The organism is Hyphomicrobium sp. (assembly GCF_035687085.1).
Classification (GTDB): domain Bacteria; phylum Pseudomonadota; class Alphaproteobacteria; order Rhizobiales; family Hyphomicrobiaceae; genus Hyphomicrobium_B.
Genome location: NZ_DASRYS010000002.1, coordinates 215312 through 227939, shown reverse-complemented (window position 1 = coordinate 227939; position 12628 = coordinate 215312). Strand labels below are relative to the sequence as shown.

The 12628-nt window shown below is 60.3% G+C and carries 11 protein-coding genes; 2 read left to right on the top strand and 9 right to left on the bottom strand.

The window, feature by feature from the left end; genetic code table 11:
* Nucleotide 1 precedes the first annotated feature (1 nt).
* The 5 genes from VFG26_RS01510 to VFG26_RS01490 all read right to left on the bottom strand — a co-directional run bounded on the left by VFG26_RS01510 (nucleotide 2) and on the right by VFG26_RS01490 (nucleotide 6793).
* Nucleotides 2-1843: a monovalent cation:proton antiporter-2 (CPA2) family protein gene (locus tag VFG26_RS01510; RefSeq protein ID WP_325021484.1), complete on the bottom strand. Its 1842-nt coding sequence runs from the start codon at nucleotides 1841-1843 to the stop codon at nucleotides 2-4.
* Nucleotides 1844-2046: 203 nt separating this feature from the next.
* Entirely contained in the window at nucleotides 2047-2586 is a 540-nt protein-coding gene (locus tag VFG26_RS01505) for a PQQ-dependent catabolism-associated CXXCW motif protein (RefSeq protein ID WP_414653249.1), read from the bottom strand.
* 132 nt (nucleotides 2587-2718) lie between these two features.
* Complete coding sequence (locus VFG26_RS01500) at nucleotides 2719-3675, bottom strand: substrate-binding domain-containing protein (protein WP_325021481.1); 957 nt, start codon at nucleotides 3673-3675, stop codon at nucleotides 2719-2721.
* Between the two features lie 194 nt (nucleotides 3676-3869).
* The gene (locus VFG26_RS01495) at nucleotides 3870-4685 is read right to left on the bottom strand and encodes a c-type cytochrome, methanol metabolism-related (protein WP_325021479.1); all 816 of its coding nucleotides are present in this window, start codon (nucleotides 4683-4685) and stop codon (nucleotides 3870-3872) included.
* Between the two features lie 281 nt (nucleotides 4686-4966).
* Nucleotides 4967-6793, bottom strand: coding sequence for a methanol/ethanol family PQQ-dependent dehydrogenase (locus tag VFG26_RS01490; protein ID WP_325021477.1), 1827 nt, complete (start codon nucleotides 6791-6793; stop codon nucleotides 4967-4969).
* 563 nt (nucleotides 6794-7356) lie between these two features.
* Between VFG26_RS01490 and VFG26_RS01485 the strand changes: the two genes are divergently transcribed.
* Nucleotides 7357-8208, top strand: coding sequence for a quinoprotein relay system zinc metallohydrolase 2 (locus VFG26_RS01485; protein WP_325021475.1), 852 nt, complete (start codon nucleotides 7357-7359; stop codon nucleotides 8206-8208).
* Between the two features lie 77 nt (nucleotides 8209-8285).
* Here the strand turns inward: VFG26_RS01485 and VFG26_RS01480 are convergent, their stop codons facing one another.
* The 4 genes from VFG26_RS01480 to VFG26_RS01465 all read right to left on the bottom strand — a co-directional run bounded on the left by VFG26_RS01480 (nucleotide 8286) and on the right by VFG26_RS01465 (nucleotide 11100).
* A complete protein-coding gene (locus tag VFG26_RS01480) occupies nucleotides 8286-8600 on the bottom strand; it encodes a hypothetical protein (protein ID WP_325021473.1) in 315 nt (104 codons plus the stop codon).
* 56 nt (nucleotides 8601-8656) lie between these two features.
* Nucleotides 8657-9349 carry a hypothetical protein gene (locus VFG26_RS01475; RefSeq protein ID WP_325021471.1) on the bottom strand — a complete coding sequence of 231 codons (693 nt, stop codon included), beginning with the start codon at nucleotides 9347-9349 and terminating at the stop codon, nucleotides 8657-8659.
* Nucleotides 9350-9592: 243 nt separating this feature from the next.
* Nucleotides 9593-10456 (bottom strand): beta-propeller fold lactonase family protein, encoded by an 864-nt coding sequence (locus VFG26_RS01470; RefSeq protein WP_325021469.1) that lies wholly within the window; start codon nucleotides 10454-10456, stop codon nucleotides 9593-9595.
* 101 nt (nucleotides 10457-10557) lie between these two features.
* Nucleotides 10558-11100, bottom strand: coding sequence for an SRPBCC family protein (locus VFG26_RS01465; protein ID WP_325021467.1), 543 nt, complete (start codon nucleotides 11098-11100; stop codon nucleotides 10558-10560).
* A gap of 232 nt (nucleotides 11101-11332) precedes the next feature.
* Here VFG26_RS01465 and VFG26_RS01460 point away from each other — a divergent pair, with 232 nt between their 5' ends.
* A complete protein-coding gene (locus VFG26_RS01460) occupies nucleotides 11333-12619 on the top strand; it encodes a formylmethanofuran dehydrogenase (RefSeq protein ID WP_325021465.1) in 1287 nt (428 codons plus the stop codon).
* The last annotated feature ends 9 nt before the right edge of the window (nucleotides 12620-12628 follow it).

Below are 12628 nucleotides of genomic sequence, written 5' to 3'. Positions count from 1 at the left end.
CTCACGAGGGAATGCCGCCCGCCTTGGCCTTGACCTCGCGCAGGCTCTTTTCCTTCTGCGCGGTCTTGGCCTCCTCCACCTCGTCCTCGCGGAACAGTTTCTCGAGCATCGCCTGCGACGTTCGCGCCCGCTCCAGAAGCTTCTCGACGTCCGAGGACAGCTTGTAGTCCTCGTTGAGGCGGCGTTCGTCGTGCTCCTTGAAGGTCGTGACGATCCGCGTCGCGACCCGCTCGGAATAGCCAAGCCCCAGCATCAGCGATCGCGTGAGGTCGAGGGATGCCGCGAAGGTCTCGCGCTGAAGCGCCGTCACGCCAAGATCGAGCAGCCGGTAAGCGTGCATGCGATCGCGCGCACGTGCGTAGATCGGAACATGCGGATAGTGCGTCTTGACGTATTCCGCCGCGCGCATCGAGGCCTCGACATCGTCGATGGCGAGCACGAACGCCCGCGCCTTCCCCGTCTGCGCGGCCTCCAGCACTTCCGGCCGGCTCGCATCGCCAAAGAAGGCCTTGCTGCCGAAGCGTTTGACGAAGTCCACCTGCTCGACGCTGATATCGAGCGCGGTGAACGGGATCCCTTTCGCGCGCAAAATACGTGCCGTGATTTGCCCGAAGCGTCCGAAACCGGCGATGACCACATGCCCGTCTTTTTCAGGCAGGGTATCGAAGGGCCGACTGTGGGGCTTGGCCTTCTTCGACAACCTGCTGTCGAGCAGCAAAAGGATCGGCGTCATCGCCATCGATAGCGTGATGACGACCGCGAGGATCTGCGAGGGTTTGCTGCCGAGAACACCGGCCGCCTGCCCGACCGACAGGAGGACGAACGCGAATTCGCCGCCTTGCGACAGCGCAAACGCAAGCCGCCGTGACGGCCCTGCCTCCAGACCCTGCCAGCGGCCCAGCAGAAACAGAATGACCGCCTTGACCAGGATCAGCGACGCCGTCAGCGCCAGGATCAGCACCGGCTCGGCGAGGATAAGCCCAAGATTGAGCGACATGCCGACGGCAGTGAAGAAGATCCCGAGCAGCAGTCCCTCGAACGGCGCGATGTCCGCCTCGAGTTCGTGCCGGTAGCTGCTCTCAGCAAGCAGCGCGCCCGCGATGAAGGCACCGAGTGAGGCCGGCAGTCCGACGGTTTCCATGATCAACGTAATGCCGACCACCGTCAGAAGCGCCGCCGCCGTCATCGCTTCCTTCACGCGCGACCGGGCGACGAGCCGCAAAAAAGCATCGAGCACATAGCGCCCGACGACAATGACGAGAACGATGATTGCGAGCCCTTTGACGAATGCAATGTAGTCGATCGACGGCGCTGCCTTCGCCGCGCTGACGGCGAAATACGGAGCAAGCGCAATGAGCGGAATGGCTGCGAGGTCCTGAAACAGGAGCACCGAGAACCCGAGCCTGCCGTGACGTGTCGAGAGTTCGTTATTTTCTTCGAGCACCTGCAAAGCAAAGGCCGTGGACGATAAAGCCAAAGCCGCGCCCGCAAAGAGCGATGGCTGCCACTGCGTGCCGAAGAACAGAATGCAAAGAAGGCCCAGCGCAACCGACGTGATCGCCACCTGCATCGTGCCGATGCCGAAAATGGCCTGGCGCATGGACCAAAGCCGCTTCGGCCGAAGTTCGAGGCCGATCAAAAACAAGAGAAGAACGACGCCGAATTCCGCGAAATCGAGAACCTGCTTGGCATCGTGCTCATTGAAGAGCCGCCCGACGCCGTAGGGACCAAGGACGACGCCCGCGATCAGATAGCCAAGAACGGCAGCGATGCCGAGCCAGCGAGCAAGCGGCGCGGCAAGCGCCAATGCGGCCAAGAGGATGGCGAGTTCGTGTAGTGTCAATCTGTCCCCGCTGGTCTAGCTGTGTGGGCGGATGAAGCGAAGCTTCACCGCGCGTCCAGAATACGCCGTGCACAGCACCATGTTACAACGCCGAACGCCGTCACGCGCCGGGGTAATTCGCACACGCGTGCAAAGCATGACGCCTGAATGCGACAGATTGCATTTGAACTGAAAGTTTCAGAGGCCCGGCCGGGCCCGGGGCATTAACGGAACGGATGCGCCTCGACGACAAGTCCGCCGGCCTCCTGCCAACCGTCGGTTCCATCCCGGTACCAGGCAATGTTCGTGTAACCGAGGCTCAGGGCCCGCTTTGCCGCGTTCCAGCTCATCCAGCAATTCTTCAGACAGAAGAAGACGAGCGGCTTCGCCTTGTCGCCCTGCGTCAGCTTTTCAAGGCTCCGACGAAAGTAGTCGGCGGCCGGGGACGCCAGCACGCCATATCCGACGTTCGGGACCCACACCGCATCCTCGATCGTCATATGAGTGGGATCGCGCCAGATCGTGTCCGCCGGAAGCCCTGCCGGCTTTGGCGGATGCGGATAAACGTCGATGAATATCGCGGTCTTCCGCGACCACAGTTCCATGGCCGCATCGTCCGAGAGCACTTGGGCGCCCTTGAGCGTGAGAGGAACAGGCCGGCGATAATCAGAGGTGCGATAGGAAGGCGGCTCGGTAGGTGGCTCGCCGGAGGGTGCGGGACCGGACACGTCCTCCTCCGCATTGACCACGGAGCCGGCCGCCATCGGCATAAAAAGCGCCGCGCAGATAATCAACGCAACGATCAATCGCAAGCGCGGCTCTTTCCTTTGGGCAGCTTGCCGTCCGGGTAGAAACGGAAGCGGCAACCGTCAGCCGCTTCCGAGTAAACTTCGATCCTACTGCGCAGCAGGAGCGGGAGCTTGCGCCGCTGCAGCGTCTCCGCCCGGCGCAGGCTCTGCGGCAGCAGAGGTGCGTGGCTTCGTGATCATCTCCGTCGAAGTATCGTCATCCACGAGAAGCGGCACGCCATAATCGAGCAGAACCTTGTCGATGTCGCCCTGCCGCTTGCGGATGACTTCGTTGAGCTTGCGCTTCCAGGCATCGTCACCGTTGCGCACACCCATGGTGATGCGGAAGGCGATCCGCTCCGCGCCAGTCTCCTTGACGAGCGGTACGACAACCAGCGGCTCACCATCGCGCGCAGCCCAGTAGGCAGCGATCGGCCCCCACAGGACGCCGGCATCGACATCACCCTTGCGGATATCCTCGATCATCGTCTTGGCCGGATTATCGAACCGGCGATCGACCATCATCGGATAGCCGTGCACGTTGCTCATCAGGCCGTAGCGCGCAGCAAGCGTGCCGCCGGCCGATCCCTGCTGTACGCCGAACCGCTTACCCTGAAGACGCGGATCAGCAAGCGTGTCTACGCCATCAAGCCCGGTGCCCTTCTTGTAGACGAGCGCAGTCGTCGAACGATAGATCGCGTTGGTGTTGAGGACCTGATCATCGCCCTGCCCCCAACCGATCACGAGATCGCACCGCTTGGCGCCGAGTGTCATGCGCACGAAACCCGTTGCCTTCGGGAACCACGTGTAGGTGACAGGGAGCTTAAGCTCGTCACCGATGATATTCGCGATCTTGTTCTCGAAACCCTCTTCTTTTTGGTTCGAGAACGGAAGGTCCGCCGGGTCTGCGCATACGCGCAGCTGCTGCCTGTTGACGAGATCGGCCTTGGGAGTTTCAGCGGCTCGCAAATGAGATGCGGAAGCAATGAGCGAAACGCCGGCGGCTGCCGCCAGCGCCAATGCAGCCACTGAGAAGGATGAAATCTTGAGCGCTTGTTTCCTCACGTTGGTGACCTTTTTGTTATGGCGGCGTGAACGTCGCGGCTCCTGATAAGAAGTGGGGGCACGCCGCATCGCGGCCCGCCCCCCCTCTTAAATCTTCCTTGCGATATCAGGCAGCTTGACGCGACGCTGTCACGGCAAGCCTGCAATGAAGCCCGATGATCATATGATGAGGACTGGATAAAATTCCCAGATCCTCAGCCCATGCAATCGTCGGCGCCCTTCTTTGCTTCCGGCGAGATATCTTCGCGGCCATTCGGACGGCCAGCAGGCATAGCGCCCGTCGAACGTGCCTTGATGTACGTGTAGATATCGTCGATGTAGCACATGATGTTCTTGTCTTCGCCGAACGCGGGCATCACGTACTCCGTTCCGCCGCGGTTGGCGACACGGCCGCTCGAGACGGTCGCAAGGAACTCATTGTAGTCCATGGTCTTCAGACTTTCGGCGAGCGCCGGAGCGAACGTGCTGCCCAGTGCGTTCGGACCATGGCAGACGTGGCAAGCGTCGTGGTAACGGCGGAAGCCATTCCAGGTGCCCCAATCGACCATATAGTCCTTCGTCACGACGGGTGCGGGGTCGCCATCCTTCGTGCGATAGCGGCCATCTTCGAACTTGAGGCCTTCGCTCTTGGCGAGTTCGCTGACCGGGTTCGGATAGACGGCGTCGCCATCGGGCTTCCGCGATCCAGCTTCCGGCGCGTTCGGATCATCGGGATTGGGAGCAGCTGCTGCTGCGGGCTCGGCCTGAGCAACCTGCTGCGGCTGAGCGGGAGCAGCTTCAGGAGCAGGCGCTGCAGGCGCTTCGGCTGTCTTCTCGGGCTCGGCTGCCGGTGCTGCTGCAGGCGCTTCGGCTGCAGGCGTTGCAGCGGCCTCAGACTTCGTCTCCGCTGCCGGAGCAGGCGTCGAAGCGGCAGCTTTGTCTTCAGGCTTGCTCTGTTCCTGGCAAGCGGCAGTGCCAGCCGCGGCACAGGCCATCAGCGCGACGGCCAGTCTCTTACTGAACTTGTTCACGAGGTTCCTCTTCATCCTGTCGTTAATTGCGTGGGTCCCCACTTCACTGAACGCTTCCTGATCCGTTTTTGTTTTTTGACCGTGGATCGTCGGTGGTGAGCTTCCGTCGCATCGAACGCATACACTTTAAGTCCGCGTTCTCAAACGAACGAAGATCGCCACCTGGGGCGCCGGCGTTTGTATTCGGCCATTTAGCTTTTTGGGCAAGCGCTGATTTCGGACGGCAAAAAGAGCCGGTGCAGGTTTCCCCGCACCGGCTCCTCTATGTGTAGGCTCGCGCCTTATGGGAGAGCGAACACGGTGAGCGAACCACCGAGGTTCGTGTACTCCGACAGACCGGCGTAGCCACCAACGGCACCCAGACCATCGGTCGGGTTCGTCAAGCCAGCGGCGAGACCGATACCGGCCCAACCACCAACGCCCGAGAAGATCGCAACGTACTGCTTGCCACCATGGGTGTAAGTCATAGCGTTGCCGATGATGCCCGACGGCGTCTTGAACTTGAAGAGCTCCTTGCCATCCTTCTGGTCGACGGCTTTGAAGTAGCCCTCGAGCGTGCCGTAGAAGGCAACGCCGCCAGCGGTGGTCAGAGCGCCCGACCAGACCGAGAACTGCTCAGGCTTCGACCAGACGATCTTGCCCTTCGTTCCGTCCCAAGCGATGAAGTTACCCATACGCTTCGGCTCATCCGGACCCGGGAACATGGACAGCGTGGCGCCAACGTAGGGCTGACCAGCCGTGTACGAAACCTTGAAGGGTTCGTAGTCCATGCAAACGTGGTTCGTCGGAACATAGAACAAGCCCGTCAGCTTCGAGTAAGAAGCCGGCTGCTGGTCCTTGGAACCGAGAGCTGCAGGGCAGATGCCCTTCGTGTTCACGTCCTGGCCCTTGCCATCCTTGAACGTCGAGTACTTAGCGACGCGGATCGGACGGCCATACTCCTTGGACGACTTGTCCATGTCGATGCCCGAAGCCCAGTTCACGACCGGATCATACTTCTCAGCGACGAGAAGCTCACCGGTAGCGCGATCCCAGGTATAGCCGAAGCCGTTACGGTCGAAGTGGGTCGCCGTCTTACGCTTCGTGCCATCGAAATCGAGCTCAGCGAGGATGGGCTCGTTGATGCCGTCATAGTCCCACTCATCGAACGGCGTCATCTGGTATGCCCACTTGGCAACACCGGTGTCGACGTCACGAGCGAACATGGTCATCGACCACTTCTGGTCGATCGGCTTGCCATCCGGTCCCGCACGCTGTGCAGGGTTCCAGGTGGAGGGGTTACCCGTCCCGTAGTAGATCAGGTTGAGTTCAGGATCGAAGGCCATGTAGCCCCAGGTCGAACCGCCACCGATCTTCCACTGATCGCCGTTCCAGGTCTTGAGCGAAGAGTCCTTACCGACCGGCTTGCCGAGCGACAGGGTCTTCTCCGGATCAACAAGGATGTCGGAATCCGGGCCCATCGAGTAGGCGCGCCAGACCTTCTTGCCGCTGTTGATGTCGTAGGCGGTGACGTGGCAGCGAACGCCGAATTCGGCGCCCGAGATACCGATGATCACCTTGTCCTTCGTGACAAGCGGAGCACCCGTGCCCGTCTCGCCCTTCTTGGGATCGCCGTTGACGACCTTCCACAGTTCCTTACCCGTCTTCGCGTCGAGAGCGACGAGCGACGTGTCGGCCTGGTGGAGGAAGATCTTGCCTTCGGCATACTGAACGCCACGGTTGACCGTGTCGCAGCACATCACAGGAATAACCGAGGGATCCTGCTTCGGCGTGTACTTCCAGATGATCTTCTGTTCGTCGTCAAGGTTCAACGCGAACACGATGTTCGGGAATGCCGAGTGAAGGTACATCGTATTGCCGACGACGAGCGGACCGCCTTCGTGACCACGAAGAACGCCCGTAGAGAACGTCCAAGCCACTTTGAGCTGACCAACGTTTTCGGTGTTGATCTGATCCAGGGTCGAATACCGCGTACCGGCATAGTCGCCGGACTGGACGGCCCAGTTATTCGGATCGCTCGACAACTTGATCACGTCCTCGTTCGCCCAGACGGGCGACGAGAACGCGGCAGTTGCGAGCAAACCGTAGGCGAATGCACTTTTGCGCATCGCGCTTCCTCCGTTTTGAGAAAAGTCTTGCCACGCTTGCAAGTCGATCCCGAAAACTCCCGATATCCCCTTCTCCGAACTTAGGAATTGCGGGATTTTCTTCCCGTCTTTGCCTGCCGGAGCGAGAGGTTCTTCACGAAACCGTGTAGAGATCGGTAGTCCTCGTGAACGAGCGGCATGTAGACACTTTTTTTTCCCGCCCGCAACACGAACTGCGACACTCATTCCGCTGCGGCAAATTAGGACAATACTTCTGACCCAAAAAACACCTGTATTCGCGGGGGTAAATTGCGCTGCACAAAAATTGCTGCAACGCACGTCTAGTTCTTCTCCCGGACTGAAAATTGAGCGTTCTGATCACGAATCCTCGCGCGTTCGTGAAAATTCGAGGCGAAAGTGCCCTTTCTGCCAGTCATAATCCGTGACTTCCACGAACCAGGACCAAAATGAGCGAAATTCCTGCTTACGCTGCAAATACTTCCCGCCGGAAGTTCATACGCGGAGCAACCCTGATAGGCCTGTTACCTCTACTGCCTCGCATTTCGCGGGCTAACGCTCTGCGCATGGGGGTTGCTGAAATCGCGCCGGGGATCTTCGTCCACACCGGCAGATTCGAATTGGTAACGAGCGGGAATCGCGGAGATATTTCGAATGCGATTTGTGTTGTTGGCACATCCGCTGTCGCCGTCATCGACACCAGCGGCTCGTTTGCCGCCGGTAATGAATTTCGCGAGGCTATCCAGGAGATAACCCATACGCCCATTCGCTACGTGATCAACACGCACATGCACCCCGATCACGTAATGGGAAATGCGGCCTTCAAAGCGCAAGGCGTCGAGTTCGTGGGCCATCATAAACTCCCGGCAGCCCTCAATGCGCGGAAGGAAAGCTATCTCAACAATGCGCGTGAACGCCTTGGCGAAACGGCGTTCGCTGGCACCGAAATCATCGCGCCGAGCCTCCTGGTCAAAGACACGCTCGACCTCGATCTCGGCGGGCGGACGCTGACTTTGAAGGCACGGCCGACGGCGCACACCGATAATGATCTCACGGTTTTCGATTCAGCCACCGGCACGTCTATTCTCGGCGATCTTCTGTTCTCCGGGCACATACCAACCCTCGACGGATCGCTCGTCGGTTGGCTCAATCTCATAGAGGTGCTTCGGGGGGAGAACGCGGCGCGTGCCGTCCCGGGACATGGGCCGAACGCGATGTCCTGGCCTGACGCTATTACACCCGTAGAGCGCTATCTGAGCGTTCTTGCACGTGATGTGCGCAAGATCATCAAGGACGGTGGAACGATCGAAGAAGCGGTCGCAACCGCAGGACCGTCCGAGAAAGGCAAGTGGGCTCTATTCGACGAGCACCACCCGCGCAATGTTACGGCAGCCTTTACCGAACTCGAATGGGAGTAAGCTCGCCAAGCGCCCTCCACCGGCTCCACGAAGCGGAATCGCCAAGCGCAAACGAGCGATTTCGGCGGAGTTAAAAATCAGAAGCAGCGCAACTCGCCCTCGACTTGCGCGCGCCGCAGATCCTTGATCTTTTCCTGGAATTCCGGTGCGTGAGTCCACGCAACGTTTTCCCCGCCGCGCAAGCCGACGGACAAAAGCGTCTCCGCTTCCTCGTACTTGGCGTAAGGCAAGATGTTCGCGATCTCGTCGATGGAACACGAACACTTCTCGAGGATCTCGCGGCTTCGTCCATTCACCGCCATGCACGCATAAACATAGTCGGCGCGCACGGACGTCGGATAATCGTTCGCCGGAAGCTCCTGCGCGTTGAGACGCGCTGCAGAAGCTGACATCAATAGCGCCGCCGCTGCGAAGAGCCCCCTGCATGCGGGGCCCGCAAAGTGTCTTGTCATTTCACGTCTCCTACCCCCTCGAGCGTCGTCGTCTCTTCGAGAGTCGGCGCTTTCTTGTCCGTGTTCGTGAAACTCGCGGTCATCTTGGCCAAGTATCCTGGGATCTTGTCCGAGAGTGCAATTGTAAACGTCGCGCCTTCAAAACCGTTCATCTTCGCGCGGTTCGGGTCCTCGGCGAATGGCGTAGCGGTCACCTTGTAGCCTTCAACCGGCTGCCCCTTGTAGACGATCGTACCCGGGGTGACGGTGGCACTCTTGGCGAGATACCTGCTGAACATACCCTTGAGATAAGCCGTATCTCCGCCTGCCAGCATACGGAAATGCGAAACCGAGTTGTCCAGGAATACGATCAGCATCGGATTGCCGTCCATATCCGTGATCCGTTGCGGCTCGCGGGCTCTATCGCCGGTATAGATGTTGACCAGGACGTTCTTCTTGCCGGGCGCACCGTCGCTCTCGACCTTCACGACGATGTCGTCGGTGAAGCCCTCGCCCAGCGCCTTCGGATCTGACGGCTTGCGCTCGAATTTGTAGACAAGATCGGTGCCGGGCGCGACTGACGCGATGTGCGGACGGTTGAAAAGAATCTCGGTGGGTTTCGGCGTGTCTTCAGCAGCGGCGCCGAAAGCGCTGAAGCAAGTAACCGCGAAGGCCGCGAGGGCGGCTTTGCGGATGGAAAGTTTGGACATTCGGGGCGATCCTCCAGCCGTCTATTGCGAATTTTTTTGCCCGGGTGTGTAGCGGTACTGCGGCGGCTTGACCAGATGAGTTGCGATATTCGGTCAACGAGCGGCGGCCCTGCCCCGTCCCGGCCGGAGCAAATGTCCGGACAGGATGACGCAAGATCCCAAAGTCTCAACTTACAAGGCAGTAAGCCGGCGATGCGGAACACGGGCTTACAATTGCGGCTCGTCAGCCGTTGCGAGACTCAACTAGCGCACGAATTTGCCGAACGCCCTCGGGCCGCTGCCGGTGCTGGCCTTTCCGGTGACTTGGAGCGTCTTGGGATCGATCCGCAGCAACACGTCATCGCCCCAGCAGGCGACATACACATTGGCTTCGCTTGTATCTGCCTCGATGCCTTCGGGGTGATCGCAGGCCGTGATCCGCGTGATGGGTGTAAGCGTCTTCTCGTCGAACACCGTGATCGTGCCGTCATATTGATCGGTGACGAACCCGCGCCCTTGCGCCAAAGCCACTGCATAAGGGCGCCGGCCCGATGGCACGCGGCCCACGACCGCGCGCTTCGCAATGTCGATCACGGTAACGTCGTCGCTTTTGACGTTCGCTGTGAAGGCCCGCGCACCGGCTCCGTCGATCGTGATCCCGAACGGGCGGCTCCCAACCGCAACCGAGCCCAGACGCGTTCGGGTCTCGACATCGATGATCGATATCGCGTCGCTGTCCCGGTCCGCTGACAGTAAAAGACGGCCGTCCGGCGTCACCGCGAGTCCGGATGGAGATTGCCCGACGGCGACCTCGCCCGAAACCTCGAGTTTTCCTGTATCGACGATAATCAGCTTATGCGCATACCAGTCGGCGACATAAACCTCTGGTCGCGAAGGATGCGCGGCAATCCCGAGCGGAGCGCCGCCGAGAACGAGACGCCGCTTCACGCTGCGCGATATGGCGTCAATTTCGATAAGCTCTTTGCTGTCTGGCGCTGTGACGTACGCCGTTGCCTTGTCGGGCGATAGGGCGACGCCCGCAGGCTTGCTGCCTGCTTTGATGCGGCCGATCTCTTTCATGGTTTTGAGATCGACGAACGAAACGCTATCGGACGGTTGATCCGTCACGACCGCCTCGCCCGCAACGGCAGAAACCGCCCTCAGGCAGATGAACGCGAGCAGGCAAAAACCCAGCTCGCGCCCAAAGCTTGTAGTCCGCAAGCGCGCGATCAGCTTCCGCCCTCGATCTTCTTCTTCAGCGCTTCGAGTGTCGAGGTGTAGAGGTCTTTGACGGCCTTGAAGGCAACTTCGTCGGAAAGCTCCGGCGGCGGGTCATTAAGCATGTAGCCGCGGTAGAACGCGCCCTTCCATTCCACCGTGGTCTTGTCGCCTTCGCTGGAAACCGTGATGCGCGACGAGTAATCGTTGACCGGCAGAACCTTCACGTCGACCTTGGTGATCTCGTAGCTGTAGGACTTGCCCTCGGCGTCATACGTGTCGAGCTGCTCTTCGACCGTGCCGCCGTTCTGCAACGTCAGGGTGCGCGTTGCGCCCTTCTCATTGCCGCCCTTGCCTTCCGTTTTGGCGACGACCGGGATCCAGCTCGCGTCCTGGAAGTTGCCGATAGCAGCCCAGACCTTGTCGGCCGGCGCGTTGATTTCAATCGTCTCGACCACCTTCTGGCGCGACGGGCCATGCGCCCACGCCGAAGCGGCCATGGACAGCGGCGCGAGGCCGAAGATCGCCGCGGCGATCAGCAAGCGTTTGAGCATACATTTCCTCCGGAAGGTTTCATGCGTTTGGCCGGATTGTGGGCCGGGGCCGAGCGCGGGGACATTAGGCAGGTTCATCATCAACGGAAAGACGGCAAAATGTGTCGCATTCGTCGCATTCTAGGTGACCGTTCGCAACTCTTGACCGTCTGCACTCCGTTGTTTTACCTGCCCCCGCGTGCTTTGGTCGAATCCCGCCGGTTGCGTGACCAGGGACCATGAGGAGCAGGATTTGAATTCCCAAAAGTCGAGTAACGGCGCCAATCATTTTGAAAATGTCGCCTGTCCTTTTTGCGGCCTTCATTGCGACGATCTAGAGATCGGCCCCTCTGGTGACGGTCTGAAAGTCCTGAAGAACGGTTGCGCCAAGGCGGTTGCCGGCTTCGAACGCCCGCTCGTGGAACCCAATCCGCAGGTCGACGGCAAAGACGTGTCGCTCGATGAAGCGATCGCGACGGCCGCTCGTCTTATTAAGGAAAGCCGCCTGCCGATTTTCGGCGGACTTGGCACCGACATCGATGGCGTCCGCTCAGTCATCGCGCTAGCTGAAAAGGGCGGCGGCATCGTCGACCATGCGCTGAGCGACGGTTCGTATCGCAATTACCGCGTTATGCAGTCCTCCGGCTGGGTGACGACGACCCTGACGGAAGCGCGCAACCGCGCCGACCTGTTCATCATCGCCGGCTGCGATGTGCAGAAAATGCACCCGCGCTTTTTCGAACGCATCGTCTGCAACGAAGCCTCGATGTTCTCCGATACCCCGCCGAAGCGAACGGTCGTGTTCATCGGCGAAGGCCTCGATCATTCCGCCCTTAAGGGACAAGAGCGCATCGGCGAGGTCATCACGCTGCCCGTCAAAGCGGAGCGGATTGGGGAAGTCCTCGACACCATGCGTGCGCTGAATAAAGGCGCGACGATCCCCGGCAACGACATTGGTGGCTTACCGCGCGCCGCCGTCGACGACCTTCTGGCCCGCTGCAAGGCGGCAAGCTACGGCGTCATCGTATGGGCGCCCTCGTCGCTCGGCTTCCCGAGCGCCGATCTCACGGTGCAGGCTGTCAACGAGTTCGTGAAGGAAATCAACCTCACGTCGCGTTTCGCAGGTCTTTCCCTCGGCGGCAGCGAAGGCAGCACGTCTGCAGGCGCCGTCTGCACCTGGCAGTCAGGCTTCCCTCTGCGCGTGTCCTACACCAGCGGCAAGCCCGACTACGATGTCGAGCGTTATTCGCTGAACCGCCTGCTCTTTGCGAAGGAAGGCGACCTGCTGCTGTGGCTCGCATCCTTCTCGCCCGACCTGACGCCGCCGGATACCGATATTCCGATGATCCTGCTCGGCACGCCGTCGATCAAACCGGCGCGCACGCCCAAGGTTTATATTCCGGTCGGAACACCCGGGGTCGATCATACCGGCGTGCTGATGCGCGTCGACAGCGCCGTATCGCTCCCGTTGCGCAAGCTCAGGCAGTCGAAGCTGCCTAGCGCTGCCAGCGTACTGGAAAAAATTGAAGCTGCCCTCTAGGCCCAATAT

What these genes read in the sequence shown, in the direction of transcription:
- VFG26_RS01505 (WP_414653249.1), bottom strand. Translation starts at nt 2,586, where the DNA reads ATGGCGGCCGGCTCCGTGGTCAATGCGGAGGAGGACGTGTCCGGTCCC.
- VFG26_RS01490 (WP_325021477.1), bottom strand. Translation starts at nt 6,793, where the DNA reads ATGCGCAAAAGTGCATTCGCCTACGGTTTGCTCGCAACTGCCGCGTTC.
- VFG26_RS01485 (WP_325021475.1), top strand. Translation starts at nt 7,357, where the DNA reads ATGGGGGTTGCTGAAATCGCGCCGGGGATCTTCGTCCACACCGGCAGA.
- VFG26_RS01480 (WP_325021473.1), bottom strand. Translation starts at nt 8,600, where the DNA reads ATGTCAGCTTCTGCAGCGCGTCTCAACGCGCAGGAGCTTCCGGCGAAC.
- VFG26_RS01475 (WP_325021471.1), bottom strand. Translation starts at nt 9,349, where the DNA reads ATGTCCAAACTTTCCATCCGCAAAGCCGCCCTCGCGGCCTTCGCGGTT.
- VFG26_RS01465 (WP_325021467.1), bottom strand. Translation starts at nt 11,100, where the DNA reads ATGCTCAAACGCTTGCTGATCGCCGCGGCGATCTTCGGCCTCGCGCCG.